A 23,960-nucleotide genomic window follows, 5' to 3' on the forward strand; every position below is an offset into this window, starting at 1 on the left:
CCTGGTCGTCGACCTCGGCTCCCAGTGGGGCCAGTACGAGTACGTCACCAACGTCGGATTCGCCGCCTGGGCTGGGCCTTCCGCACCTGACCGGGCAAGCGGCGGCCCCCGGGTAGGCCAAGGCGACCCTGGGCACGCCCGCCTTGTCAGTGGGGGCTGCCACGCTGATCAGATGAACGGCGATGAGCAGCTGCTGAACGGACGCGTCTACGGCGCGGACCACGACGACCCCCATCCCGGCCCGCTCCCGCACCGGACGTATGCCGCGCTGGTCGGCGGGCCGCTGGACGGCCTGCTCCTGGACATCCACGGGTGGCGGGCCGAGGACATCGACGACGGGGTAGCCCTGCCCACCGAACTCGGACAGTTCCCCGGCGGCCGGTCGCTGTACGACCCGCGTCCCGACGAGCCGCGCACACCGGGGCAGGGCGTGAGCTGCCGCCTATACTACTCCGGCGACACGCCTTGATCATCAGGCCATTGATGAGGCTGACCGGGTCGAGTGGACACGCGACCAGAGCTCCGACCACGGCTGGTGCTGCTGGTCAGCCGTCGGCTGTCAGCTGGTTGGCGGTGTCCTCGATCTACAGCCGCAGCGGCAACTCACCCTCGAAGAGCAGCTCTTGTACTGGTCCGAGGAACTCCGGCGCCGCCGACAACTCAGCCTGCCCAGCCGATGTGACGGACCTCGGTCGCTCCGGCGTGCGGCATGTACTGGAGCCAGCAGCGGGTCCGAACGCCTCCCGGATCTTCCAGCGCCAACTCGGGCAGCAGCGCATGAAGGAACGGCTGATCGTGTTTAAGCCTGTGGGTAACTCCGATTTCGAGGCCTGGTAGACCCACCGGTAGAGGTGACGGTTGACTGTGACCGGCGCGTACTCGTCGATGAATTCCTTGTATCCGTTCGGGAGTTCTGTGCCGATCTCCGCGTCGAGGCGGGCCCAGCTCTCGGGGTCGGCGAAGCGTCGACCTCCGGGCCCTGGCATCGCGAAGGCAAGAGGCAGATGGTCGGTCGCAGGTTGCGCCTCTCATTCGGCGGAGAAAAACGCAGGAAGATCGACGTGGTTCTGCATCACGTTGGTGGGCTCGTGACGGAATGGGCGGCTCGACGGCTGATCTCGGCGGCGTAGGCGCCCAAGTCTCCGGCGGCCCGCGGCCACTTGACGGCGACGGTGACGTGAGTGCCGAGGGTGGGGGCGAGGATCGCGGCGGGCAACTCGGTGGCGAGGTGGAACCGAGCGCGGCTGGGACGCGCTCGCCGGGCAGGCCGCCGCTGCCGCGCCTCGGAGGCCGGGGCGGATAAGTCGATGATGTGGAGCTGGGCATCGGGCTGGCAGTGGGTGCAGGCCCGCAGCCCTTCGGTCAGGAGGCGGCGGGCTTCGTCGCGGGTGACGGGGCGGCGGCGTGAGCCGATCATGTGGCAGTGGCCGGCGTGGACCTGCACGGGCGGCTTGCCGGCGCCGATGCCGACTTCGACGACCCACTCCGACGGCTGTGGCCGGGCGCGCCGACCGTACTCCTCTTCCGCCGTCCGGCGTTCCAGCCGCTCGATCTTGGCGTCGATGCGGTGCAACCACAGCGCGTGCCACACCCGCAGGGTGCGCAGACGCTCCAGGTCGGGCGGAAGATCATCGAACACATTTTTGATTCTATGCCCATGATCACGGCTCGCACCCTCGCGTGTTCGATTTTATGTTCGATAGCGTGGTGGGGGAGGTGAGGCCGATGAGCACCCGCGCGATCTCGGGCGGGCACGGCGTGGTGATGCACGTGCGCTGCCCGGACCGGCTGGGGGAGGAGGCGTTCCGGCAGGTCCTGGAAGAGCTCGCCGGCCTGTCCCCAGTGGTGCAGGCCCTGCCTCCGACCGCGGCCCTGGTAGACCTGCGCGGGGCCCTTCGCTTTCACGGCGTCGACGCCCGACGCCTGGGGGAGATCCTGCGGATCAGGACGATCTCCCGCCTCGGTGTCGACGTCCGCATCGGCATCGGCCCCTCCATCACGATCGCCGCCACCGCCTCCGGCCAGGTCGACCTGCCGGGCGGGGTCCTCGCGATCGCCCCCGAGGACGTCACCGGCTGGCTCGGGCCGCTGCCCGTCGAGGCCCTGCACGGGATCGGCCCCCGGCAGGCGGCCCTGCTGCGGGACTACGGCATCCACTGCGTGGGCCTGCTCGCCGCAGTCCCGCCGGCCACGGTCCAGCGGCTGCTGGGTGGGAAGACCGGCCGCCTGGCCACCGATCGCGCCCGCGGCATCGACCCCCGCCCCGTTGCCCCCCGCGCCCTGCCCGCCTCCGCGAGCGTGCGCTGCGCCTTCGATGAGCACACTCTGGACGGCGCCATCGTCCGAGCCTCCCTCCTGCAGCTGGTGGTCCGGCTCGGCAGCCGGCTGCGCGGCCGCGACCAAGTAGCCCGCGCCCTGACCCTGACCCTGACGTTTGCGGGCGGCGGCAGTTGGGAGAAGACCCGCCGCCTGGCCGCGCCCTCCGCACATGAGGACGACCTGCGCCGGCTCGCCTACCAGCTGATGGACGCCGCCGGCCTGCAACGCGGCCGCCTGACCGGACTCGTGTTGAAGGGCGAGGACCTCATCGACGCCGACCAGGCGCCCCGCCAGCTCTCCCTCGACGACACCCGCGAGGCCCGCCTCGCCGCCGAGACGGCCATCGACCGCGTTCGCGACAAGTTCGGCCCCCGTGTGATCGGCCCGGCGGCCGTCTTCCGCCGCGCCTCATGACCCCCATCCGCTCCCCGCTGGAGGTGAGACCTGTGCTGCTTGATCCGCCGCAATGGCGCAGCGCGCCGCAGGGGCTGCCGCACTGGCCCTACGTCCAGGCCGTCGACGACGCCCTCACCGCGCGCGGCATCCCGCCGGGTTCCGTGCGCGCCAACCACCACGGCCTCGAACGCGGCCTGACCACCTACATGCGCCTGGGCTGGGACGTCTCCCGCACGAGCGGCCGCGGCGGGATCCGGCTCGACTGGGAGGAATGCAAAGGCTGGTACTACGCCCTGACCTCCATCGACTCCCATGACGTGCTCCTGTACACCGTGCTCACGGCTCTGCGCACGCCGATCGCGGACCCGGAGCGGGTAGCTGACGTCGCGGAGGAACTGGTCTGCTTTCGGCGGGTGCCGGATGAGGAGTACCGGGAGGAATGGGACGGCGCGCAGGAGATGCGCGTCGCTGCCGACGACTTCCGCCGCAGTCGTCTGGGGCTAGGGCCCTTCCGGGCGCCGCAGGAGAGCGCCGGCGGTGAGCGGGATGCCGGGCCGGGGGTGCAGCTGACGGTCGACACCAGGATCGATACCTACGAGCAGGCGGCCGCGGCGCTGCGGGCCCTGTACAGACATGGCCCGCAGAAATGAGGACTCCCGGCGCTGGGTTCGGTGCGCCTCGAAAGGCCGAAGACTCGCGGGGTGGGCGGTTCACTTCCAGGCGGTCACCAGACGTTCACAACGCCCGGCTGGTTTCTGGCCCTGCGCGGGCACCCGGGTGTGTGGCCGTTCTGGAGGAGGCTCAGTGTTGTGATCTTCGTAGCTGTTCTGCTGCTGCCGATGCTGGGCCTGCTGCTGTACGGGATGGACCGCTTGGAGGACCGGCTGTTCGCCAGGCCGGACCGGGGCCGCCACGCGCGCGGCCGGCTGCGCCTGATCCACGGGGGCAACTCGCCGGCTGATCGCCGCACCACTGGTCGGCACACGGACGCAGCCTGACCCCTCTAGCGGCCACCCGGCCCTGCCCCAGTGCGCGTGAGCACCTTGGCCCATCCCCGTGCCGCTCCGCCATGCCTCGCCGACGCCAACGACGCGCGCCGCAGGGACCGGGCCGAGAACGTCGGTGCGAGGGATCTGCTCACGCGGCCGCAGCCGCAGCCGCAGCCGCAGCTGTGGACGTGTCGCGCTTGGGAGGGGCGAAGCGGGTACCCGGCCCGCATGACAAAGCTGCATATTCCTGGACGAAAAGAACATCACGCCCACGATGAATCACCCGCGCCGGTCGAGGCCGGCCCCGGGCCGGAGGTGGAGCGCAGGGCGCCGAGCACGCCGAGGCACCTGCCGAAGGGCTCGTGGGGCGCGGCACTCAAGGGCAGCCTGCGCGAGTTCAAGGACGACGAGCTGACCGACCGCGCGGCGGCGTTGACGTACTACGGGGTGCTGGCGCTGTTCCCGGCGCTGCTCGTGCTCGTCTCCCTCCTGGGCCTCACCGGCAGGTCGACCACCGACAAGGTGCTCAGCAACCTCCAGCAGTTCGCCCCCGGCTCGGCCCGCGACATCATCACCAGCGCTGTCCAGCAGCTGCAGGGCAGTGCCGGCGTCGGTTCCGTCATGGCCATCGTCGGCCTGGTACTGGCGGTGTGGTCGGCGTCCGGCTACGTGGCCGCCTTCATCCGCGCCGCGAACGCCGTCTACGACATGCCCGAGGGCCGCCCGGTGTGGAAGATCCTTCCGGTCCGGGTCGCGGTGACCGTGGTGCTGATGGTGCTGGCCGTGATCAGTGCGCTGATCGTCGTCTTCACCGGCAGTCTCGCCCGCCAGGCCGGCAAGGTGCTCGGGATCGGGGACACGGCGTTGACGGTGTGGTCGATCGCCAAGTGGCCCGTGCTCCTGGTCCTGGTCGCGGTGATGATCGCGATCCTGTACTGGGCCACCCCGAACGCGCGGGTGAAGGGCTTCAGGTGGATCACTCCGGGCAGCTTCCTGGCCCTGCTGATCTGGATGATCGCCTCCGCCGGATTCGCGCTCTACGTCGCGAACTTCGCCTCCTACAACAAGACCTACGGCACCATGGCCGGCGTCATCGTCTTCCTGCTGTGGCTGTGGATCACCAACCTCGCCATCCTGCTGGGCCTGGAGTTCGACGCCGAGCTCGTCCGCCGGCGAGCCATCGCCGGAGGCCATCCGGCCGGGGCCGAGCCCTACACCCAGCCCCGGGACACCCGGAAGTGGGACGAGGAGGACCGGCGCCGCCTGGGGAACAGGTGACGGCACTCGTGTCGATCTTGGGTGTAGGACGTTGACCTCGGGATACCTGCCTCTCATGAGGCTTCTGGCGGAGGTTCGTGACGTTGATCGGTGGCTGACCAGGAAGACGGCCCGCGCCACCCCCACCGGCGTCGGCAAGGTGCTCTCGGCGGTGGAGGAGAGTGCGGAGAGCTCGAAGCTGTGGTGGGGTGCTGCCGCGGCCATGGCGTGGCTGGGCGGGTGGCGCGGTCGCAAGGCGGCCGTGGCCGGCCTGGGCGCCCTGACGCTGGCGCAGCTGATATCGAACGGCCTGTGCAAGCAGCTGGCTGCCCGGCCCCGGCCGCCGAAGGAATGGTTCCCCCACGACGAGGTCGACGACCGCCCCGACTCGTCCTCCTTCCCCTCCGGTCACACCGCCGCCGCGGTCGCCTTCACCGCCGCCGTGGTACCGGCATGGCCGGCCCTGGGCGTTGCCTGCGCGGTGCCCGCCGCCGCGGTCTCCGTCGAGCGGGTGCAGAGCGGCGCCCACTACCCCAGCGATGTCGTCGTCGGTGCCGCGATCGGCATGGCCAGCGCCTGGCTCACCCGCCACGCCCTGCACCTGACACTGCGCCTCTGGCTCTCCCGCTGACCGGGACGGTGGCATTCCCGCCGGCCAAACCGCCACCGCACCTCAGGCCTCCCGCCTTGCGGCTGGTCCATTCAGCTGCGGTGAAACCTGTGCTGCCGTGCACGTCCTGGACTTCGGGCAGGTGATGTGGCTCTTCGTTAACGCGCCCGTTCGGGGTACTCGCGCGCCAATCGGGCGGTCGGGCGCAGGAAGCGGCCCGGCCTGCAAAGACGTAGAGGGACGGGAGGTGATGGCCGTGTCGGGTACACAGCCGCACTACGCCGGAACCGATCACAGCACGGACCGCTCTGGTCAGGAGCCGGTGGGGGAGCTGGTGCAGCGGGCTTCGCAGCAGCAGACCGATCTGGTGCGTGGCGAGCTGCAACTGGCTCAGGCGGAGATGAAGGAGAAGGGCAAGCGGTACGGCAAGGGCGGCGGCCTGTTCGGCGGCGCGGGCCTGGTCGGTTTTCTGATGGCGCAGGCGATGGTGGCCACTGCGATCGCCGCCCTGGCGGTGCCGCTGCCGGTGTGGGCCGCCGCACTGATCGTGACCGCGGTGCTGGGCGTGATCGCCGCGGTGATGGCCCTGACCGGGAAGAAGCAGGTCCAGGAGGCCGGCTCGCCCGCACCCGAGCAGACGATCGAGAACGTCAAGGCCGACGTGGCCGAGATCAAGGGAAGTGCACAGCGATGACGCAGCCGCACGACGAGCAGAACCCCACCCCTGAACAGCTGCGCGAGCAGGTCGAGCAGACCCGCGAGGAGCTCGGCCAGACCGTCCAGGAGCTGACGGCCAGGACCGACGTCAAAACGCGCGCCCAGGAAAAGGCCGCTGACGTACGCCACCAGGCCGCCGCCAGGGCCGACCGGCTCAAGGAGCAGGCCGCACACAAGAGCGGAGAACTGAAAGCGAAGGCCACCGATCTGGCGCACCAGGCGCAGGACCGGCTGCCCGCCCCGGTCAAGGACAAGGCCGCCCACACCGCCGAGCAGGCCCGTGCGAAGGCGGCACACGCCGGCCATGTCTGGGAGGAGAAAGCGCCCGAACCGGTGCGGCAGAAGACGGCCCAAGGGGCGCGGCTGGCGCGGGAGCACCGCACCCTGCTGCTGGCTGCCGCAGGCGCGGCCGTGGCGGTGTGGTGGGCCGGTCGGCGCCGGAAGGAGTAAGCCCACGTAGGCCTCGAGGTTCGCCTACAAAGCGGTCGGCGTCACGCTCGGTGCCGTCAGCGGCGCAGCCGCCGGGCGGGTCTTCGCCTGAATGAAGAAGATCCGCACCACGGACTAGGACAACGCGGCCTACGACGACCCCGACAAGTGGCTCGCCGACCGCTACAAGGCGCAGTGCCGTCGCGCACAGAAGCCCTGCGGCGCCGAGGACTTGGACGACATCCGCGAGATCGGCGACATGCTCAAGGGCGTCGCCGACCACATCGAGGCCATCCGCCCGAGTTCACCAAGGTCGTTGGAGGTGTCGACGCCTACCTGGCCACCGTGCTGCCCGAGCCGACCGCCAGTTTTAAGGTCACCTTCCTTGAGCACCACAGCCTGCTCGCCTGGGCGGTGAAGCAGGAAGCCGTCGGCGTCGGGCTGGCCCGCGCCATCCTCACCGCTCAGCAGGACATCAGGTACTCGGGCCGCAGCACGAGGTGGGGCTGCTCCGAGCGTGGAGCAGCCCCACCAAACGATGTGCAGGACGGCAGGCCTGGGCTTGCGGTCACGAGGGTGCCGGCCGGGGTGCGGGTGAGGTGGACGGCCTCGGACGGGTTCACCGCGCCGTCGAAGGATCAGACGGGAGCCTCGGGTCACGGCATGCATGCGATCGTGCAGGCTGTGGTCTCGGGGCTGCTGGTCCGGCAGGGACAGACCGTCACGGACCTGCCAGACAGTGGGGACCTGCTGGTTCTGGCCGACGGGCAGGAAGATCCGAGGGCTGGAGGGGCCGTGGGGAGAGCCGGGAAGGTCATCGGCTCGGTGTGGCGGGGACGAGGGCTGGGTCCATGGTGCGGGTGACCAGGGCGAGGGCGGTGTCGGCGAGGCTGATTTGGTGGTGGGCGGCGTAGTCGGCGAGAAGGCGTCCGGCCTCGGTGACGGTCACGTCGTGGTAGGCGGCGATCATGCCTTTGGCGATGTCCAGGGTGGCTTTGACGGCGATGGCGCTCTGCACGCGGGTGGTGACGTCGTCGTGGCGGGGTTCGGTGGCCCAGTGCATCAGTGACAGGGCGGCCGCGTCGGCCAGCGCCTGGGCGAGAGCCTGGTCGTCCCGCGGCATCTGGGCGGTGCCGGTGCTGAGCAGGGTGAGGGCACCCAGGGTGCGCTCGTGCAGGCGTACCGGAACGGTGTGCAGGGAGCGGTATCCGGCGTCGGTCATGGCGGTGACGAGGTGGGGCCAGTGCTCGTGTTCGGCGGTGATGTCGGGGACGCTGCGGGCGAGGCCGGTGCGGTAGCAGTCCATGCAGGGCCCTTGGCCGGTCTGCAGCTGCATCAGCTCGACGAAGGCGGCTTCCTCGTCGGTGGCGGCCATCGTCTTCAGCGTGCCCCTGCCGTCGGCGACCATCACCGCTGCCGCGTCGACCCGCAGCAGGTGGCGGCAGCTGTGCACGAGCCGGTTGAACAGGTGCAGGGGGTCGAATTGCGGCGCGTAGGTGTCGGCCAGATCGACGAAGGCCTTCGCCAGGGCGCGCTCGCGGTTCATGTCCGTCTCCCCGGCACCGGTGCGTGTGCTCGTTGGTTCATTCATGGCGGATGTCCGTGGTGCGGTTGATGATCGCTCGCGCGACGTCGGCGGAGGTCTGGTCCTGTGCGAAGGCCCGGGCCCGAAGTCTGAGCAGGGCCTCCTGTGCGCTTACTCCCAACTGCACCATGATCATCCCGGTGGCCTGGTGGATTTCTTCCCGGTCCGATTCGGCGCTCTGCAGCCACGTTACGACCTCGGAGGAGTCTGCAGAACCGTGGTCGAGGGCGCTGACGGCCAAGGTGAGGGCGTCGGCGAGCAGCAGCGCGGTGCGCAGCTGTCCGTTGCTCATGCCGCCCGCACGCTCCCGGTACAGGTCAAGGGTGCCCAGCGGGCCCGCGGCACCCGGAAGCGGGAGGGAGGAAACGGCTTCGACACCGGCCCGGGCCGCCTGCACCGCGAACAGCGGCCACCGGCGGACGTCCGGGCCGCGTGTCAGGTCGGCAGCCAGCACCGGAGCCCGCAACCGCAGGGCCTCCGTGCACGGACCCTCTCCGAGCGTGAACTGCATCTCCGCCAGCTGGGAGGCGACCTGGTCACTGGCGAAGAGCACGATGCCGGTGCCCGCCCCAGGTACGGCGATCGACGCCGACAGACCCGAGACCTCCGGCAGGAGCGTCAAACAGGCCCGGCACAGCGCACCAGGCATCGCGGCAGCGGGCACTCCTGCCACCGCGCTGGTCAGTGCGCGGGCGATGCGAGCGCGCTCGTGCTGCGCGGAGCGTTCAGCGTCCTCGCCACTCGGCTCCCGATCCCCGGCCACCGTCATCCTCTCTCCCGGTGGGCGCAGTCGCCGCCCCCGTCACCGTCGTCCGATCTTTCCTCACGGAGACGGTCGCTGGACGGCGGCCCGCTGGTGCTGACGCAGTTCCCAGCCGTATGCGCCCAAAACCCGGCACCGTCGCCGGCGGGCGGCACTCCCGTCCTTCGGCCGGTGCAGGCAGGACCCAGGCTTCGCCCGGTCTCAGGGGGTGGGCCATGCTCACCGTTGGCCGTCCGGTTCCGCGTCGGCAGGGGCGGCGATGACGCGGTCATGGCGGACCAGCAGGGCCAGCAGGTCCGCAACACTCGCCTCACCGTCAGCGGGATGACGCAGCATCGTGTCAGAAGCGACCCGGTAGAGATTGGAACGGCCCTGGCGGATGTGGGTGAGGTAGCCGCCCTCTTCCAGGTCGGCGATGATCCGCTGCACCGCCCGCTCGGTCAGCCGGCAGCGCGCGGCGATGTCGCGGATGCGGGTGCTGTCGTCCTCGGCGACGGCGGCCAGCACCCGCGCGTGATTGGTCAGAAACGTCCAGCCCACATACGGCTTTGCGACTCCGTCCACACCCACAGAGTAGGGGGAACGTTTCACGCTTTCAAAAGCACGACTTGTGTTTCATGTATCAGTTGGCGTGGAACGCGGAGGGTGGCAATGCTGAAGAAGCACGAGGACGGACGCTGGGGAGTCACTATGTCCGACCAGGCAGCCGCCCTGCCAGACGACCCAGAGCTGTGCGTCGACTGCGGTGCCGAACGGCGCCCCGTCTCGCGGGTTCCCCCGCTGTCCTTGACCGTCCATGCCGACGCGCACGGCCGACACACCCTGGTCACAGCGTCCGGTGAGATCGACTTCGACAACAGCCCCGCGCTGGGACAGGTCCTCCAGGACGCGCTCGACCAGTCCGCCGACGGCGTGGACGTCGACCTCGCCCAGATCACATTCTGCGACTGCTCCGGACTCGGCATCCTCCTCCACGTGCGCCGCCGCGCCCGCGAGGCCGCCAAGACCCTCACCGTCCGCGTCTCCAGCCCGACTGTCCTGCGCCTGCTCCAGCTGACAGGCGCCGTCGACGTGCTCACCTCAACGGACACCGCGCACACCCCCGGCACGGAAGACGTTGAAGGCATCCAGACGGAAAACGGACAACTGCGACGCGCCATGCAGACCCGCCCAGCCATCGACATCGCCCGCGGCATCCTCATGGCCTCCTACACCATCAGCGCCGAGCAGGCATGGAACGTCCTGGTCAGCACCTCGTAGCACAGCAACACCAAACTCCACCTGCTCGCCGAACTACTCGTGGGTGCCGTGCACGGCGAGAACCTGCCCGAGCCCCTCGCCGGCCACCTGGCGCAAGCGCTGCAAGAACACCGCAGCCAGCCCCTCTGAGGGCCACCCGGGAAGGACACGCGCTTCCTGGCCGGACCAAGGCCACGCCACAGCGGCGACCGGCAAGGCCGTCACCGAGGACTGTTCGTCAAGAAGATGTGCGAGAACCCCCTTGCTGGATGCGCACGATTGGGACAATGCCGCCGTGAGCAAGCACCTCACCTGGAAAGTCCAGCGGCTGAGCGGGTATGAGTCGACGGTCCCCTGACGGCCGTTGGCCGGGACCGGCTGCAGAACGCCATAGATCACCGGCTCAGCGTCCGACGCGGTTGCGGACGGCGAGGACGGCCAGGCCCAGCAGGACGGGTTCGGTCGGGCGGGAGGTCATCTCGATGTAGGTGCCGGCGGTGGAACGGTGAACGGGGTGCCCCCGTGGTCGACGCTGGCCCCGGCAGCCAGGCCGGCCAGGTAGGCGTCACGATCGGCGGCCGCAAGGTGCGCGAGGCGCGCGGTATGGCCGGGCACACGGACGCCGCGGCAGCCGACGGGATGGTGGCCGGGTCCGTGCCGTGCGCGCAGTACGGCCAGGCTGGCGCTGCCGACGATGTGCTCATGGTGCTCGGCTCCACGGTGCCAGGTGCCCGTATGGACGCCCCTGGGCATGGGGACGGTTCAGGCTCGACGTTGCAGGGCGGCCACGGCTGATGACAGTGGACGTGCCGGTTGCGTACTCGTGATGCCAGGGCTGCGTGCGTCCGGGATTCCGGGGTATCCGAACGCCCTCCGGATTGCTCAGGGCGAGGGTGGCGGTGTGTGCCAGTGGTGCACGAGGACGAGGATCAGCTGCTGACCAGCCGTCCCCTCCTGTCCGCGGTCGCTCTGGAGAGTGGGGAGCGGATAGCTGAGGCCCGGGACGCGGCCCGCCGCTTCATGACCGGGGTGCAGGCGGTTCACGGTCTTCCGGTATCGGAGCGTGCGATCGGCCTGGCGGAGTTGGTGGTCAGCGAGCTGGTGACGAACGCGCACAAGTACGCGTCCGGTCCATGCCTGCTGGACTTGGAAGTCATCGACGGTGCCGTGGAGATCAGCGTCTGCGACAGCGATCCCGCCATGCCGGTGCCCCAGGAAGCGGATCCGAACCGGATCGGCAAGCACGGCCTGGAGATCGTCATGGCCGTGTGCCGCAGCTTCGAGATCCGCCGCGAGCCGGTCGGCAAGAGGATCCGGGTCGCGATCGTGCTGGCTGACGACCCCGGTGGACACCCGACAGGCCGCCTGCTGTAGCCGGTGGCGCCTGCCGCCAGACGGTGTCGGCTCCGGGAAGGCGGCCGGGAACGGTGGGCAGCCGACGATCGGCACCAGTACTGCCACCTGCGAGCAGGCGGCCCCGGCGCTGCGGAAACCGCGTACGGGGAGGCTGACAGCTGTGAAGAGCCGGCAAAGAGCTCTGTGGGGCTGATCGCGTTGCTCGGGGAAGCGATCACGCCCCTGCTTCTGCGGCGCCCGCCCCGAACGGACGGCCCCATCCTCGAACACGCGCACTCCGCGGCTCGTTCGACGGCTCAACACGGCAGATGTGTGACACAGACCGCGCCCGGTGCGCTGTCACGGGTGAGCCGTCACTACGGCTCGGCACGGCCCGCAATACCCCCGTGTGCTGGGCCGCTGCCCACCGGGGCGGGCAGGTCAACTCCCCCTGCCCGCCCCTGATGGAGAGCAAAAGTCAAGGCCTGTGGATCAAGTCCGCGGCGGCCCAATGAGGCTGGCGATCTCGTTCGTCGGCCGGTGCCTCTGCCCGGTCCGGGCATGTTCAGCTGATTTATGCCGCGCTCGCCCAGCTGGTAGCCACTCGGGAGTGTCCCGGGCACCAGCCAGTGCACCTCGTCAGGAAGGTAGGCGGTCCCGAAGCGCGCCTCGAGCCGCTCGATCGGCGCATCGCTGTTGTTTACCATCACGATCTCGCGATAGCCCGGACCTGGGCGGACAGCCGCCCGTGGGTGGACGCCATGCAGCTATACGCCGCCTGAAAAGGCCTGGGGTCAGCCCATCGCCGCGCCTACCGCTACAGCCTCTGGGCAGTACCTACGAGGCGGCCACGAACTGCGAACTCCTGCTGGCCGCAGTCCAACAGATCGGGCAGTAGCCCTAACACAATGCTCGAGGAGCATCGATTCGTCCTACTCGAAACTGCGGCGTCGCGCCGGACCCGTCCGAGGCCCGAGATCCGTATACGTGCGGGCCAAGTAGGAGGGCGGCAAAGTGATCTCGTCCAGCCGCAGCCATCGCCCCAGGCCACTCCGATGAGCCAGGTGGAACCTGGAGTCGCCAGGCTCGTCGGCGTCGTACGGGGCGTTTCCGACAGCCCGCAGCAGCGCTCGGCCGCCAGGTGACCTACAGCGACCGGCACCAACCCTGTTCGTGGAGGATACTTCCTGACTCGAACTCAGGGGAGGCGCGTTGAAGATCGAAGAGCGGGACTCAGCCCACCGCTACGCAGCCAGCAAGCAGTGGACGCTGGAGTCGGCCGAGATGAGCTGGCAGGGCATCACCACCTACATCGACCGATGGACCAAAGCGGGCACCGACATGACTGTGACCGTGGTCTGGGTGCACTCACCCGACGTGTATCCCCATCCCTACTGGGCCAAGGGCCACTGGGAGGCCGAGGGGCAGAAGGGACGTATCGAGTCGATGATGTCCGCGTCCCACGTGCCGAACGTGAGTCTCCAACGGGCCCTGGACGGCCACGCGCTCCGCCCCAACATGCCCTCGTGAACCTCACTGGATCTCAGGCCCCTTATGAGGCGTCTGGGACTGATGGTCACAGTATGAGACATATGTGAGGGTACTTTTGTGGGGGCATCAGCAGTGGCAGTGCACCCGTACCAAAATCGTGGTGAGGGGCAGCTGCGACAGGTAGGCCTCGCTGCCCGGCCATACAGCGGGCCCTGGGGGATCGTGAGGACACGAATCCGGGTCGCAGGACGCGTGAACGGCACTTCCGTCGCCCTCTCGCCACCAGCCATCGACCGTGAGCACGTCCGTGTCCGGCGGAGACTTCCAGGAGAGCTCACGGATGTAGTCAGCACGGCTGCGGGAGAAGCCGATGACGGGATGCTCCGTATGGAACGGGGAGCCCGGGAAGCCCAATCCGAGACTCCAGGGGTGATCGAGGTATGCCTTGATCAGTGGCTGGGCCCGGTAGGCGGCCACCATCCCGTCGTCCCAGGGGCCGCCCGGGAATGCGCCGGGATCATTTCGCCAACGCTCCACGAAGACCTTGAGAGGCAGGGCTGGCGGGTGTTCGCCAGACAGGCGTTGCCACAGGTCCCAGGACGCGGCTGTCGCTCGTTCGGAGGCGGCTTGCGGCCGCGAAAAGTCGAGCAAGGCACGCGGTCCTCCAGCACAGACCCCTGGAGCGCTGGGAGCAGGGGTGCCGTCGTATCGGGGCTCGTCGTGGACCAGCCTGGGATCGTCCTCGTATCCGCGGACGACCGCGAACCCCCGACCGTTGCTGCCACCGAGGATGCGGCGTGAATCCCACATGCCGCGGCCCAGGGGGTTGTCACCGTTCTGGTCGAACGGTGACAGAGCGGCGGCGAGCGCCCCCTCAATATCGTCCGTGACCCCTGGCGGCAGACACACCGTCACTGTCAGGCCCGCCATACGCCCTCCCCGCTCCGTCGGCGAACAGCATGATCGCACCGAGCGGCTACGTTCGGCATGCCGATTTGGCGGCGAGCAGGTGCGCCCGTCGTGCACTGCCGGACTCGCCTCAGGCGGACCGCCCGGTTGGCGCCCGCGGAGGGGCCATCACCCAGCTTCCCCACACCACAGAAGTTGAGCCAGAACCCCAGAGCGGACAGTAGATGTCCACCACTTCGAGAGGCATCCAGCCTGGCCTTGGAATCGAACGCCCGGGTGCAAAGGCGGTCGTGAGGGCTGAGCCGAGGGGCCTTCGCAACGGCCCGTCAGCTCATGCCCAGCGCGCGCCGCAGCCTGCCCTTGGCGGGAGGCTCGGCTTCCGGCGCCTCGCTCTGGTGTTCCAGCTCGGCGACGGAGATCCGGACGAGCGATTCGTCCGTGATGGACTTCTTGACGTAATCGTTGACGAGGAGGCCGGAGGCGGAACCCCTGGGAAAGAAGGGGAAGACCGTCCCGTCCGGGAATCCGGTCACGGGCTTCCGCACCGTGCTGCCGTTCTCGTTGTGCAGCAGGAACAGCCCAGTCCGTTCCCCACCGGTCGACGTGCTGGTCAGGACAGTACGTCCGTACGTCTGCAGATAGCTCTGGCCTGCTGGGATGGCCACGGTCTGCGTCGTACCGGTTCCCATGTCCCGGAGCAGGACCTGCCCACCACTGCCCTGGGTCGGGCCAAGGGCGACGACGTCCGAAACGGTGCCGTACGAACCCGCAGTGCGCGGCCCGAGTCCCTCGCCACCTTCCACTGGCTTGCGGCTGCCGTCGTAGCTGGTCCACCAGAGGCCGGAACCCCCGGAGGTGGAGCGGTACTCGAGGAAGCCGGAAGCCCCCGCGCTCTGCAGATACGTCGTGCGCGGGGTCGTGCGCATGGTGGCCGGAACGACGATCTCCGTTGCGGCCTCCGCGCGCGCCGGCGCCACCAGCGGCACGGCGGACACAGAGAGCGCCAAACCGATGATCGCGGCAAGGGAACCACGCATGAAGGTACGACGAGCCACGTGCTTCCCCTCCCGACGGAGGGCCCCATGCCCCCGAACAAGCGGGCGAATACTGGCAGTTGTTCACGACGGATGACCTTGCCGAGCCGGTTGGCCGGCCCGTGTGCGGATGGCGCGCCGTCCGCGTGCACAAGCCGCGGAAGACTCCCGCACGGCGAGGCAGGACACGTATTGCCACCGCACGGTGCCATCTTTCGTCGCTCATCTCAGTCCTCCGCCGTGGTACCTGCCGGCGTCCGTTTCATGCGGTGTGGCGCAGCCAGCGCTGCAGAGTGGTGTTGATGCTGGAGGGCAGGGCACTGAGCTGGTCGATGGCGTCTCGGTCTTCGGGCCGGGGCGGGACGCCGGCGGCGGTGAGCGCAGCGTGCAGAGCCAGGCGGCGCTGGTCGCGGGGGGTGATGTGGAGGCTGAGGCGCTCGGCGGGGTTGGGCGGGGGCAGCAGGCAGTCCGTGTCCTGCCCGGGGGCCGGCGGCCAGGGGCTTTCCGCAGGGTCGGCGGCGTAGGGGTCGACGAAGGTGTGCGGCGTGTGGTGGTCAAGGGCGATGCTCATGTCGGTCTCCTTGAGCAGCGGGTGGATGTGCAGGGGGAGAGCCCGGGATGGCCGTGTGCGGTTGCGATTGCGCCGCGATGTCACGCCGACGGCGTCTTTGGCGGCTCATCGTCTTCTCCGACAGCACAACTGCAGGTCGGCCGCATGTGTCGGCCGCCCATAGGTACCGGCAGCGGTGCAAGGTCGACCGGGTGGGGCGCCGAGAGCGACATGGAAGCCATGCCAGCCCTGCTGGCCGCTGTGGAAGACCACCAGAAGGCGCTGGACGATCTGCGGCTGGTCTACGCCTCACGGGCGATAGAGGAGGGCGCCAGCCATGCGGACCTCGGACGCGCATGGCACGTCTCGCGGCAAGGCGCCCGGCACCGCTGGAACGTGCTCAAACGCCGGATCCGCCCGGACGTCCCAAGGCAGCGCCCCGACCCCCACTACTTCAACGGCGGCTGAACAAAGACTGCCCTTGCCGGACCGGGGCCCGGCAACTCGCGAGAATCTCGCTCTCGTCCATCCGCAGCCGAAGCCCTCACGACGCCGACATGTCGACCACCGGCGCCCCCGACGCCGATACATCGAGACCGGGGCGGTGAAGCGGAGCACTATGGTCCGTCTTCAAATGGACGCGTCCGTGCGTTCAACTCCGTGCGCCGAGCGCTGCTTCGAGGGTGGCGATGTGCTGTGCCTGGGCTTGCCTGCGGATCGCGGCGAAACGGCGGTCGACCATGAATACCGGGAGGGCCCAGAGGAAGCCCCAGGCGCTGAAGGAGTCGACGACTCCGGTCTGGCGCAACACCGTGTTGGTCAGGAGACACAGGATGCCGCTCAGTGCCCAGGCGGTCGTGCGATGTTGGCCCAGGAAGCGTACGGGGGCGTTCCACGGCCCGGACAGCGCCTTGAGGGTAGCGGCGCGTACGACGGCGTCGCGGTCCTCGACGTTCATGTCCCCGGTCACCGCATCGTCGCCGTGCCGGAGATCCACGGCCAGGGCACGTGCCTGTGCTTCGGTGTCGCGGCCCGCGACCGCGGCGGCCGCCGCTCTCATCCGCAAGTCGTCCCAGTAGCCGCGCTGCGCCCAGCGTTGTGCTGCCGCAAGCCGGTCGGCTTCGGCGGACCGCGGTGCGAGCTGCTTGAGGTGCTTGGACAACGTGACGGCTCGCGCGGCCCGGCCCGGGTATTCGAAAGAGTCGGCACGAAGGCACAGTTCGGCGTAACCGGCCAGAAGCCCCAGGTGGTCACCGTCGAGGGCGAGTCCGGCCCGGAAGGCTTCCTCGGCGTCGTCGTCGTGCTCGTCGTCGTCCTCGGCGGCGTGCCCGAGCGCCAACCAGCAATACAGATCGGGGCTGGGGCCGAGCTCGTCCAGGCCCGCCTGGGCGGCCCGCCTCACAGCACCGTTTCCTCCAGCCACGAACAACTGCTCGCAGCGCCGCTGGTACTCATCGATCGTCGTCACCCCGGGCTCCCCCCAACCGTTGCCACCCCTTTCTGACAGGGCGTGCACATCTGCGGACCGATCTTCGCAGGTCTCGATCCCTGCGATGGATTGGGAGTGTGCCACGTCACTGCCGACTGTTCAGCAACCCCTCCATGTCCCTCCGCCCGGCGGCGGGGGTGCGATGCCAGCCCAAAAGGGCTCCGGAGGACGGGGAGTGTTCGAGATCAGCGATCTTCGTCTGGCGGGTCACAGCACGGCGAGGCGCGCAGCAGCGCGGTACGGGGCAATGGGTCATGCTGAATGGCTCCAGTTCCTCGACGGGTTCTGGCTGACAAGGGCGGCCCCGCGATTTGGCGAGAGGGGGGCCGCCTTTGCCGTGCCTAGGAGTTGTCGCGTCAGGAGCCGAAGCGCGGAGGCCGGCAGTCCCGGTGCGGCGTGGAGTTCTACCGCCCTGAACTGCAGCGTTCATGCGGTCCTTTGTGTGTTAAAACTCCACGGCACACGAAACGATTCGAAGGCAGGACACATGCGTGGGGTGGGAGTGGCCGTGACCGCGATAGCGGTGATGACGGCGCTGACGGGCTGCGGCGGCGGTGGCAGTGTCGGCACAGCAGACGAGCGCGCGACGACGACTGCGCGTGCGGCCGAAAGGGGGGCCAGGGGCGAGGTGACCGCTGATGCCGTGCGGGGTGATGTCCGGTCTGCGGCTGCGGCTGCGGGGATCGGGCGGCTGGGATTCCTCGACACGAGCAAGGCCGGCAATCCCTGCCGCGTGGTGGGGTCCTTGCGGACTGAGGCCGCGCCGAAGCGTGCGTCCGTGGACTCGGTGCTTGCCGTGCTGAAGGCACGGGGTTGGGGACAGTTGGAGCAGATGCTGGCCGATGGCACCGACCAGGCGTGGCGCCTGAAGAAGAACGGCTGGGAGATGATCCTGGGAGCGGGGAAGGTCCCCGAGGGAGCGGGGATCGTCTTCGACGCGTCGGGCAAGGCGTGCGGGGTGCCCATGCCGTCGCGTCCCGCAACTTCCGGCATCGTGCCTCCTGAGCCGCCCGTTCTTCCCTGAGAACGCAGGAATGGTGCTCGGAAAGGCCCCGCCAGCGATGCAGAGCCGTAGCTCCGGCGAGGCACGAAGCGCGGCTCTCGACGTCAGTGCCCCACCTTTCGACCAACAGCGAACGCATCGTCACGACACGGCCACATCCCAGCGATGATGATCGGTGGCCACCCATCATCATCGCCATGAGAAGAGCCCTCGCCGCCACGACCGCCGCACTCCTCCTCGCCGGAGCGGCCGCTTGTAGCACCAGCGACTCCAGTTCCACCCATGACACGAAGACCGGCCCCGCGGCGAGCAGGCCGATCACCGCGAGCAGCGCCTTCTCCGGTGTCTCTGCCAGGGTGTCCACTGCGAAGCAGTCGGGCACCGTGACAGCCGCCAACGACCCGAATCACCTTCTCGGCCGGCCGAACCAGTACACCTCGAAGGTCACCTTCACCGACACGCGTATCAAGGCCAGCGACGTCAGCGGCAGCGAGAAGGGGGCACTCGAACGCGGGGGAGCGATCGAAGTCTTCGCCGACGCTTCGGACGCAAAGGCCCGCGCCGACTACATCCAGTCCGTCACCAAGGCGATGTCCGCGCTCGCCGAGTACGACTACGTCCACGACACCGTCCTCGTCCGCGTCTCGCACTACCTCACGCCGGACCAGGCCGCCGAGTACAAAGCCGCAGCAGACGCGCTCAAGTGACGGGGGCGCCGCTCCCCGTTTGTCCACACAACCAACGATGATCATTGGTGGCCGCGTCCTTCTACGCCGACCAGCAGTACAGGCTCTCCTGCTTCCGGCCGATGGCGCGGACCAGGTCAGCCAGACCGCTCAAGATCCACACGGCAATACCCTCGTCGAAGACCTCGCCGTCCGCCGACCGCTCCGCGACCCACAGTCGGCTGACCTCGACAAGCCGTTGCTCATTGGCAACGGTCAGGGCGTCCTGGAGAGCCCGGGAGGCCGCAAGCACCACTGGGCCTTCACCATCACCAGGATCGGCGACGACCTTGGGAACGTCAGCGGCGACGAGGTCTTCGAAGGTCTGACCGGTGAAGATGCTCTCCTACTCGATCAGCGCCTCTTCGGCGTCGAAGTTCCCGAACGTCAGCGACTCAAAGAAGTCGTCGGGTCCGACGTCCACGACGGCGGCGGCAGCAGCGTGGTCCGGCGTCACGAAGAACTTGATAATGGTACTCACCGGTGCATAGTGCCTGCTCGACAGGTGCCGGCGCACCGGTCGGATGCAGCCGACCAGGCCGACAGATCAAATCCCTAACGGCCTGATTTCCGGCCCGAGTTGCTACTACGCTTCGTGTCCGTCGGATTACTCCACGACAGGGGCTGGCGGGGGACGGGGAACAACATGCAGGACAGAGGACGTGACGACGACTCGGATCGTCTGATCAGGCTCGATATGGACGGACAGCATGTCTACATGGCCGTACGGGAGCTTGATGCCGGATACGGCGGCGAGCGGGAGATCTCTGGCCGGATCGGGCAGCGTCTGGACGAGGCCCTGGAGGGGCTGACGAGCACCGCACGGGCCGTGGTGACACAGCTGCGGCAGAGCGAGGCCACGCGGGTACGGGTCCAGTTCGGCTGTGAGTTCGCTCTGGAGTCGGGGTCCGTTGTCGCCGTGCTCGGCAAGGCGCGTACCTCCTCGGCCTTCACGGTGGAGCTGGAATGGGAGCGGCAGCCGACTCCGTGATCCCGGCCGCGCTGACCGGCTGGGAAGGGCTCCTCAAAGCGTCGACCGTACGGCTCGAACCGCCCTCCGGGGACATCGGGACAGGCTTCGTCATCGCCGAGGGGCTGGTGGCGACCTGCGCCCATGTCGTCGCCCGGGACGAGAGTTCGCTGCCTGAACGGGTACGCGGCCGAGTCGTCGCCCTCGGCCAGGACGTCGTCCTGGCGCCTGTGGCCGAGTCCTACGTCCGGGACCGGGACGGTGGCCTCGACATCGTCCTGCTGCGCGTCGTCGACACCGTCGGCACCCCCGCTCCGTCCCCCCGGCAGGTCCTCACTTCGGGTGTGCTGGAGATCGGTGACACTCTATGGACGTATGGTCATCCGGTCCGCGGCTTCCTGTCCGGCCAGTCCGCACTCCTGCGCCACCAGGGCACGGATCTGCGCAGCGACCGGGCGGAAGGGCCCTGGTTGCCCCGTGGAGAGGGGCGCTTGGGCCAGGGGTACAGCGGCAGCGCTGTGATCAACATCCGTACCGGCGCGGTGTGCGGCATGCTGAGTACCTCCGACCTCGACAGCAGCGTCCATCTGGTTCCGGTGGCCGAGATCCTCGCGCGCTGCCCGGCGGGGGCCGGCCGGGAAGGTCCCCGAGGCGACTGGCTGCGGCGGCTGAACGCCGACCAGCTGAGGGCGGGCGGATGGCCGACCCCGCTGTTACTGGAGTATCTGTCGAGAGCCAGGACCTCGGCCGACGGGCAGCACCCGTATCCGATGATCGAGGGCGAGGCTCCCAAGACCCTGTCCCTGGTGTACGTCAGCCCGTTTGTCGGCCCGGAGGACACAAGCCAGGAAGATTCCGGCTCGGACGGCTCGGGTCCGGACACGGCCTCCCAGAAACCGGTCGCACCGCTCGTCCCGGAGAACGAGCGGATCCCCGCCGGGGAGCTGTTCGGACTCGACGAGGACCTCCTGCTGGTCGGTGCCCCCGGCGCGGGCAAGTCGAGCCTCCTGCGGCACGCCGTCACCGAACTCGCCGCCCGCTGGGAGCGCCCGCCCTGGCACGACGTGGTTCCCGTCCGCGTGGACGCCCGGGACCTGGACAGCACCCAGCTTCTGAAGACGATCGCGGAGGCCATGAGTAGGGACGGCACGGCCCCGTTGGCAGGCGGCTGGCCCCCCGAATTGTTCGACGAGCCCCCGACGCCCACCTCGCGCTGGCTGGTTCTCGTCGACGGGCTCGACGAGATGGGAGACCCTGCCGCACGCAAGAGGCTGCTCGACGAAATCACCGGGCTGAGGAAGACAGATGCGGGTGTCCGCTTCCGCTTTCTGGTGACGACCCGTCCCCTGCCCGCCGAGGAACTTCCCTCCGACCTTCGGCGCTTCGACCTTCTGCCGCTGGACCGGCGTCAGCTCTCTGACTTCGCAGCGCGCTGGCTGGCTGCCCTGGGGGTGAGCGAACCCCGCTCTGCGGCAGGTCGTTTCATCAAGCGGCTGGAAATATCGGGCATGGCGGACCCGGCCAGGACACCCCTGATGGCCTCCATGCTGTGTCAGCTGTTCAAGGCGGACGAGGACAAGCCGCTGCCCCGAGGCCGCAGCGAGGTGTACGAGAGGTTCGTTGAGGCGACTCAGCACGACAGACGCTGGACGCGACGCGAGAGCCCGTGGCCCCGGCTGCGGGACAGAGCGCGCGCCGAGTACGGAGATGCCGGTGTCGCGGCTCTGACCGAGCTGCGCGACATGTTGCCCGACTTCATCGAGCGTCTCGCCCATGAGCGCCACAACGGCGCCGAGGGGTCGGCCGTCGAACTTGTGACGGCTTGGTCGATGCGTATCATGCACCCCGGTGTATCGAACAAGCGGTGGGATGCGATGCGTGGCGAAGCGCTTCCCGAACTCCTCCGTGCCAGCGGGCTGCTGCGCCAGCGCCACGACGACTTCGTCTTCATCCATCAGACGTTCGCCGAGTTCCTCACCGCGCGACGGATCGCCGAGAAGCTCACGCTCAGCACCATCGAGTTCCGCAGGGTCTTTCATCACAACCCGCTGTGGCCGTCCCGGGTCCTGGGCCACCGCTTTCCCGATCCGGCGGCGACCTCCGTGGTCCGCTTCCTGATCGACGCCTGGGGACGCAAAGGCCAGTTCGGACTCAAATCGGCGCTCCGCAGGCTCGCGACTCATGGGGAAGGCGCGGCCCTCATTGCCACCCTGGTCGCCGACGGAGCGATGGTCGACAGGGCCGCGCGGGAGTCGGCCATCTCTGTACTGCACAGAGCCGCCCTCAAGCTGGATCAGGAGGCGGCGATTGCCCTGGCCCGGATGGGAGACGATCGCGGCGTCGGCATCCTCGTCGACGCCACCCGACGGGGCCGAAGTGTGGAGCGTCGCCTCAAAGCGGCCCGTGGCCTCGCCGACGTGGGGCACTCCCGTGGTCTCGACACTCTGCGCGCGATGGCGGCCCACACCACCGACCCCGGTCGGCTCTTGGCCGCGGAAGAACTGGTGCGCCGGGACGAGCCTGAGGGCACGGCGGCCCTCGTGGAGATGGCGAGAAGCGCCGACACCCGATCGAGACTCTGGCTCGACGCCGCCAGGGCGCTGATGCGGCTCCAGCTCGCGCAGGGCGTCGAAGCCCTCCTGACCCGTCTGACCGACACCGGCGCGCCCCCTCAGGCACGCGTCCTGGCAGCCGAACACCTGGAAGGACACCATGCCGAGACGGTCGAGCGGACTCTGGCGGAGCTGATCCGGGGCGAGTTGGCCCCGGAGGACCGCGTTCGGGCGCTCAGGCTGCTCATGTCGTCCAGTGGGCCGCAGGTCGCCGCGAGGCTCGGTGAGCTGGCCGAGGATGCACGGCTGCCCGTGCACCTGCGGATCGAAGCGGCACAGGCCATTAAGTCCACCAAGAAGCGCGAGCAGTTGCTGGTGGCTGCCGCGGCGGACCACGGCGCGAATTCCGAACTGAGGCTGCTGGCCCTGCGGCAGGTGTCGGTCCGAGGCAGCCGGCACATCACCGACCTGCTGCTGTCGGTCGTCGACGATCACTCCACTTCGCTCACGAACCGGTACGCGGCCGCAGGGCTGCTGCCGCCGTCCCCCGGGCCCCGTGCCAGGGCTCAGTCAGCACTGACGGCCTTGGTGAAGGACGCCCACGACGGGCAGTACTCCGCACGCACACGCATCGAGCTGCTGACAGCGACGGCATCCTGGTGGCCTCCGGCAACCTCCGAGGGCCTTCCTTCGCAGTGGGCGTCACCGTGGTGGTGCGACACCGCCGTCGCCCTGGTCACCACCGGGGAACTGGACGAGGGCGATTGCCGGCATCTCATCGTGCGGTTGGGCCAGGCCCATGCTCAGTCCCATCTGCACCAACTGGCCGCGACCGAAGCCCTGCCCGCCAGGCTGCGCCTTGACGCCGCGCGTCTGGCCACGGCTGGCGTCGCCGGGCCAGGCACCCGGAGCGGCATGAGACCCGCGCTGGTACGGAACCGGAGCCTTCATCCGCGCCTGCGTCTCCTGGCTCTCGTCGAAGTCGCACGGGAGGTGGTCGGAGGCATCGGGAGACCTTCGGCCGACCCCGTGCGCGCGATCGGCGACATCGTGGGAGAGGCGATCGAGAAGGTGCTGAACGCCCTCCTCGCCGTGCTGACCGCCGTCCTCAGGCTGCCCTTCGCCGCCCTCGCCGCCGTCCTGCCGTTCGGCGTGGCGGTCGCGGCCAACGCGTTCGCGGTGGCGCGTGCGGCCGAGGCCCCTCCCGAGAGCTGGAAGCCGTGGGTGTACGCCGCAGTGACCGGCGTACTCGTTGCCGCGCTGTACGCCGGGGCATGCCAGGCAAGCGGTGCGGGCAGAAAGGGAAGCAGGCTCATTCTGTGCGGCCTGCTGGCAGGGGCCGCCGTGGGGCTGCTGCGGTTCCCGGAACCCGCGGTTCTCAACGAGTGGGGTACACACCTCGCGACGGTGATTCCCTGGGACGAGGACTGGCGGTTCTGGCGCCACCTCGTTCACCGGAGCTGACCGCTGGCGCCCGCCGTGGGCCCCGGCAAGGGACGGGGCTGGGGGGTGCTTTTATCTGTTCGGTCAAGGTGTGTGGGCTAGGTTGCTTCTGATGGCTCTTGGGTGATGTCTCGGAGCCAGATGACGATCGCCAT

At 69.1% G+C, this 23,960-nt stretch carries 27 protein-coding genes; 17 read left to right on the plus strand and 10 right to left on the minus strand.

Going from position 1 to position 23,960, the window contains the following annotated elements:
- The first annotated feature begins 172 nt into the window (after positions 1 to 172).
- Positions 173 to 469 carry a hypothetical protein gene (locus tag ACFULQ_RS32595; protein WP_383550998.1) on the plus strand — a complete coding sequence of 99 codons (297 nt, stop codon included), beginning with the start codon at positions 173 to 175 and terminating at the stop codon, positions 467 to 469.
- A 603-nt stretch (positions 470 to 1,072) separates the two neighbouring features.
- Here the strand turns inward: ACFULQ_RS32595 and ACFULQ_RS32600 are convergent.
- Complete coding sequence (locus tag ACFULQ_RS32600) at positions 1,073 to 1,639, minus strand: DUF6233 domain-containing protein (RefSeq protein ID WP_383550902.1); 567 nt, start codon at positions 1,637 to 1,639, stop codon at positions 1,073 to 1,075.
- A gap of 86 nt (positions 1,640 to 1,725) precedes the next feature.
- On the opposite strand from ACFULQ_RS32600, the gene ACFULQ_RS32605 reads away from it, so the two are divergent.
- From ACFULQ_RS32605 to ACFULQ_RS32635, 7 genes are all read left to right on the plus strand, one after another.
- Positions 1,726 to 2,733, plus strand: a complete 1,008-nt coding sequence (locus ACFULQ_RS32605; protein ID WP_383550904.1) for a hypothetical protein — start codon at positions 1,726 to 1,728, stop codon at positions 2,731 to 2,733.
- A 32-nt stretch (positions 2,734 to 2,765) separates the two neighbouring features.
- Positions 2,766 to 3,365, plus strand: coding sequence for a DUF6292 family protein (locus ACFULQ_RS32610; protein WP_383550906.1), 600 nt, complete (start codon positions 2,766 to 2,768; stop codon positions 3,363 to 3,365).
- Positions 3,366 to 3,524: 159 nt separating this feature from the next.
- Positions 3,525 to 3,713: a hypothetical protein gene (locus tag ACFULQ_RS32615; RefSeq protein WP_383550908.1), complete on the plus strand. Its 189-nt coding sequence runs from the start codon at positions 3,525 to 3,527 to the stop codon at positions 3,711 to 3,713.
- Positions 3,714 to 3,932: 219 nt separating this feature from the next.
- The gene (locus ACFULQ_RS32620) at positions 3,933 to 4,982 is read left to right on the plus strand and encodes a YihY/virulence factor BrkB family protein (protein ID WP_383550910.1); all 1,050 of its coding nucleotides are present in this window, start codon (positions 3,933 to 3,935) and stop codon (positions 4,980 to 4,982) included.
- A 55-nt stretch (positions 4,983 to 5,037) separates the two neighbouring features.
- Entirely contained in the window at positions 5,038 to 5,592 is a 555-nt protein-coding gene (locus ACFULQ_RS32625) for a phosphatase PAP2 family protein (protein WP_383550912.1), read from the plus strand.
- A 301-nt stretch (positions 5,593 to 5,893) separates the two neighbouring features.
- Complete coding sequence (locus ACFULQ_RS32630) at positions 5,894 to 6,265, plus strand: phage holin family protein (RefSeq protein ID WP_383550914.1); 372 nt, start codon at positions 5,894 to 5,896, stop codon at positions 6,263 to 6,265.
- Entirely contained in the window at positions 6,262 to 6,738 is a 477-nt protein-coding gene (locus ACFULQ_RS32635) for a DUF3618 domain-containing protein (protein ID WP_383550916.1), read from the plus strand. Before ACFULQ_RS32630 ends, ACFULQ_RS32635 begins: the two co-directional genes overlap by 4 nt.
- Positions 6,739 to 7,531: 793 nt before the next feature.
- On the opposite strand, the gene ACFULQ_RS32640 is transcribed toward ACFULQ_RS32635, so the two are convergent.
- The 3 genes from ACFULQ_RS32640 to ACFULQ_RS32650 form a co-directional block, all read right to left on the minus strand.
- Positions 7,532 to 8,263, minus strand: a complete 732-nt coding sequence (locus ACFULQ_RS32640) for a GAF and ANTAR domain-containing protein (RefSeq protein WP_383550918.1) — start codon at positions 8,261 to 8,263, stop codon at positions 7,532 to 7,534.
- A gap of 37 nt (positions 8,264 to 8,300) precedes the next feature.
- Positions 8,301 to 9,071: a GAF and ANTAR domain-containing protein gene (locus ACFULQ_RS32645; RefSeq protein WP_383550920.1), complete on the minus strand. Its 771-nt coding sequence runs from the start codon at positions 9,069 to 9,071 to the stop codon at positions 8,301 to 8,303.
- Positions 9,072 to 9,284: 213 nt separating this feature from the next.
- On the minus strand, positions 9,285 to 9,629 hold the full coding sequence (locus ACFULQ_RS32650; protein ID WP_383550922.1) for a helix-turn-helix transcriptional regulator: 345 nt from the start codon (positions 9,627 to 9,629) through the stop codon (positions 9,285 to 9,287).
- Between the two features lie 126 nt (positions 9,630 to 9,755).
- Between ACFULQ_RS32650 and ACFULQ_RS32655 the strand changes: the two genes are divergently transcribed.
- From ACFULQ_RS32655 to ACFULQ_RS32670, 4 genes are all read left to right on the plus strand, one after another.
- Positions 9,756 to 10,325 (plus strand): anti-sigma factor antagonist, encoded by a 570-nt coding sequence (locus ACFULQ_RS32655; RefSeq protein ID WP_383550924.1) that lies wholly within the window; start codon positions 9,756 to 9,758, stop codon positions 10,323 to 10,325.
- A gap of 501 nt (positions 10,326 to 10,826) precedes the next feature.
- The gene (locus ACFULQ_RS32660) at positions 10,827 to 11,099 is read left to right on the plus strand and encodes a hypothetical protein (RefSeq protein WP_383550926.1); all 273 of its coding nucleotides are present in this window, start codon (positions 10,827 to 10,829) and stop codon (positions 11,097 to 11,099) included.
- A gap of 117 nt (positions 11,100 to 11,216) precedes the next feature.
- Complete coding sequence (locus ACFULQ_RS32665; RefSeq protein WP_383551000.1) at positions 11,217 to 11,678, plus strand: ATP-binding protein; 462 nt, start codon at positions 11,217 to 11,219, stop codon at positions 11,676 to 11,678.
- 1,173 nt (positions 11,679 to 12,851) lie between these two features.
- Positions 12,852 to 13,169, plus strand: coding sequence for a hypothetical protein (locus ACFULQ_RS32670; protein ID WP_383550927.1), 318 nt, complete (start codon positions 12,852 to 12,854; stop codon positions 13,167 to 13,169).
- 87 nt (positions 13,170 to 13,256) lie between these two features.
- Here the strand turns inward: ACFULQ_RS32670 and ACFULQ_RS32675 are convergent, their stop codons facing one another.
- From ACFULQ_RS32675 to ACFULQ_RS32685, 3 genes are all read right to left on the minus strand, one after another.
- The gene (locus ACFULQ_RS32675; RefSeq protein ID WP_383550929.1) at positions 13,257 to 14,060 is read right to left on the minus strand and encodes a hypothetical protein; all 804 of its coding nucleotides are present in this window, start codon (positions 14,058 to 14,060) and stop codon (positions 13,257 to 13,259) included.
- A gap of 305 nt (positions 14,061 to 14,365) precedes the next feature.
- Positions 14,366 to 15,076, minus strand: coding sequence for a hypothetical protein (locus ACFULQ_RS32680; protein WP_383550931.1), 711 nt, complete (start codon positions 15,074 to 15,076; stop codon positions 14,366 to 14,368).
- A 259-nt stretch (positions 15,077 to 15,335) separates the two neighbouring features.
- Positions 15,336 to 15,644, minus strand: a complete 309-nt coding sequence (locus tag ACFULQ_RS32685) for a hypothetical protein (protein ID WP_383550933.1) — start codon at positions 15,642 to 15,644, stop codon at positions 15,336 to 15,338.
- A 210-nt stretch (positions 15,645 to 15,854) separates the two neighbouring features.
- Between ACFULQ_RS32685 and ACFULQ_RS32690 the strand changes: the two genes are divergently transcribed.
- Positions 15,855 to 16,091: a hypothetical protein gene (locus tag ACFULQ_RS32690; protein WP_383550935.1), complete on the plus strand. Its 237-nt coding sequence runs from the start codon at positions 15,855 to 15,857 to the stop codon at positions 16,089 to 16,091.
- A 184-nt stretch (positions 16,092 to 16,275) separates the two neighbouring features.
- On the opposite strand, the gene ACFULQ_RS32695 is transcribed toward ACFULQ_RS32690, so the two are convergent.
- Entirely contained in the window at positions 16,276 to 17,091 is an 816-nt protein-coding gene (locus ACFULQ_RS32695; RefSeq protein ID WP_383550937.1) for a hypothetical protein, read from the minus strand.
- A gap of 529 nt (positions 17,092 to 17,620) precedes the next feature.
- Here ACFULQ_RS32695 and ACFULQ_RS32700 point away from each other — a divergent pair.
- Both ACFULQ_RS32700 and ACFULQ_RS32705 read left to right on the plus strand, forming a co-directional pair.
- Positions 17,621 to 18,136, plus strand: coding sequence for a hypothetical protein (locus ACFULQ_RS32700; RefSeq protein WP_383550939.1), 516 nt, complete (start codon positions 17,621 to 17,623; stop codon positions 18,134 to 18,136).
- A 176-nt stretch (positions 18,137 to 18,312) separates the two neighbouring features.
- Positions 18,313 to 18,822: a hypothetical protein gene (locus tag ACFULQ_RS32705; RefSeq protein ID WP_383550941.1), complete on the plus strand. Its 510-nt coding sequence runs from the start codon at positions 18,313 to 18,315 to the stop codon at positions 18,820 to 18,822.
- A 61-nt stretch (positions 18,823 to 18,883) separates the two neighbouring features.
- Here ACFULQ_RS32705 and ACFULQ_RS32710 read toward each other — a convergent pair whose 3' ends face one another.
- Together ACFULQ_RS32710 and ACFULQ_RS32715 are read right to left on the minus strand one after the other, a co-directional pair.
- Positions 18,884 to 19,096: a hypothetical protein gene (locus ACFULQ_RS32710; RefSeq protein WP_383550943.1), complete on the minus strand. Its 213-nt coding sequence runs from the start codon at positions 19,094 to 19,096 to the stop codon at positions 18,884 to 18,886.
- A gap of 90 nt (positions 19,097 to 19,186) precedes the next feature.
- Positions 19,187 to 19,321 carry a hypothetical protein gene (locus ACFULQ_RS32715; RefSeq protein WP_383550945.1) on the minus strand — a complete coding sequence of 45 codons (135 nt, stop codon included), beginning with the start codon at positions 19,319 to 19,321 and terminating at the stop codon, positions 19,187 to 19,189.
- 216 nt (positions 19,322 to 19,537) lie between these two features.
- On the opposite strand from ACFULQ_RS32715, the gene ACFULQ_RS32720 reads away from it, so the two are divergent.
- Positions 19,538 to 19,831: a CU044_2847 family protein gene (locus ACFULQ_RS32720; protein ID WP_383550947.1), complete on the plus strand. Its 294-nt coding sequence runs from the start codon at positions 19,538 to 19,540 to the stop codon at positions 19,829 to 19,831.
- Complete coding sequence (locus ACFULQ_RS32725; RefSeq protein ID WP_383550949.1) at positions 19,807 to 23,826, plus strand: trypsin-like peptidase domain-containing protein; 4,020 nt, start codon at positions 19,807 to 19,809, stop codon at positions 23,824 to 23,826. The genes ACFULQ_RS32720 and ACFULQ_RS32725 overlap by 25 nt, the downstream gene beginning before the upstream one ends.
- Positions 23,827 to 23,960: the final 134 nt, after the last annotated feature.

Source organism: Streptomyces sp. NPDC057253 (assembly GCF_042669125.1).
Classification (GTDB): Bacteria; Actinomycetota; Actinomycetes; order Streptomycetales; family Streptomycetaceae; genus Streptomyces.

Coding starts and splice junctions, on each gene's coding strand:
- ACFULQ_RS32595 (WP_383550998.1), top strand. CDS start 173: ATGAACGGCGATGAGCAGCTGCTGAACGGACGCGTCTACGGCGCGGAC.
- ACFULQ_RS32605 (WP_383550904.1), top strand. CDS start 1,726: ATGAGCACCCGCGCGATCTCGGGCGGGCACGGCGTGGTGATGCACGTG.
- ACFULQ_RS32620 (WP_383550910.1), top strand. CDS start 3,933: ATGACAAAGCTGCATATTCCTGGACGAAAAGAACATCACGCCCACGAT.
- ACFULQ_RS32625 (WP_383550912.1), top strand. CDS start 5,038: ATGAGGCTTCTGGCGGAGGTTCGTGACGTTGATCGGTGGCTGACCAGG.
- ACFULQ_RS32635 (WP_383550916.1), top strand. CDS start 6,262: ATGACGCAGCCGCACGACGAGCAGAACCCCACCCCTGAACAGCTGCGC.
- ACFULQ_RS32640 (WP_383550918.1), bottom strand. CDS start 8,263: ATGAACCGCGAGCGCGCCCTGGCGAAGGCCTTCGTCGATCTGGCCGAC.
- ACFULQ_RS32645 (WP_383550920.1), bottom strand. CDS start 9,071: ATGACGGTGGCCGGGGATCGGGAGCCGAGTGGCGAGGACGCTGAACGC.
- ACFULQ_RS32655 (WP_383550924.1), top strand. CDS start 9,756: ATGTCCGACCAGGCAGCCGCCCTGCCAGACGACCCAGAGCTGTGCGTC.
- ACFULQ_RS32675 (WP_383550929.1), bottom strand. CDS start 14,060: ATGGCGGGCCTGACAGTGACGGTGTGTCTGCCGCCAGGGGTCACGGAC.
- ACFULQ_RS32680 (WP_383550931.1), bottom strand. CDS start 15,076: ATGCGTGGTTCCCTTGCCGCGATCATCGGTTTGGCGCTCTCTGTGTCC.
- ACFULQ_RS32685 (WP_383550933.1), bottom strand. CDS start 15,644: ATGAGCATCGCCCTTGACCACCACACGCCGCACACCTTCGTCGACCCC.
- ACFULQ_RS32690 (WP_383550935.1), top strand. CDS start 15,855: ATGGAAGCCATGCCAGCCCTGCTGGCCGCTGTGGAAGACCACCAGAAG.
- ACFULQ_RS32705 (WP_383550941.1), top strand. CDS start 18,313: ATGAGAAGAGCCCTCGCCGCCACGACCGCCGCACTCCTCCTCGCCGGA.
- ACFULQ_RS32720 (WP_383550947.1), top strand. CDS start 19,538: ATGGACGGACAGCATGTCTACATGGCCGTACGGGAGCTTGATGCCGGA.
- ACFULQ_RS32725 (WP_383550949.1), top strand. CDS start 19,807: ATGGGAGCGGCAGCCGACTCCGTGATCCCGGCCGCGCTGACCGGCTGG.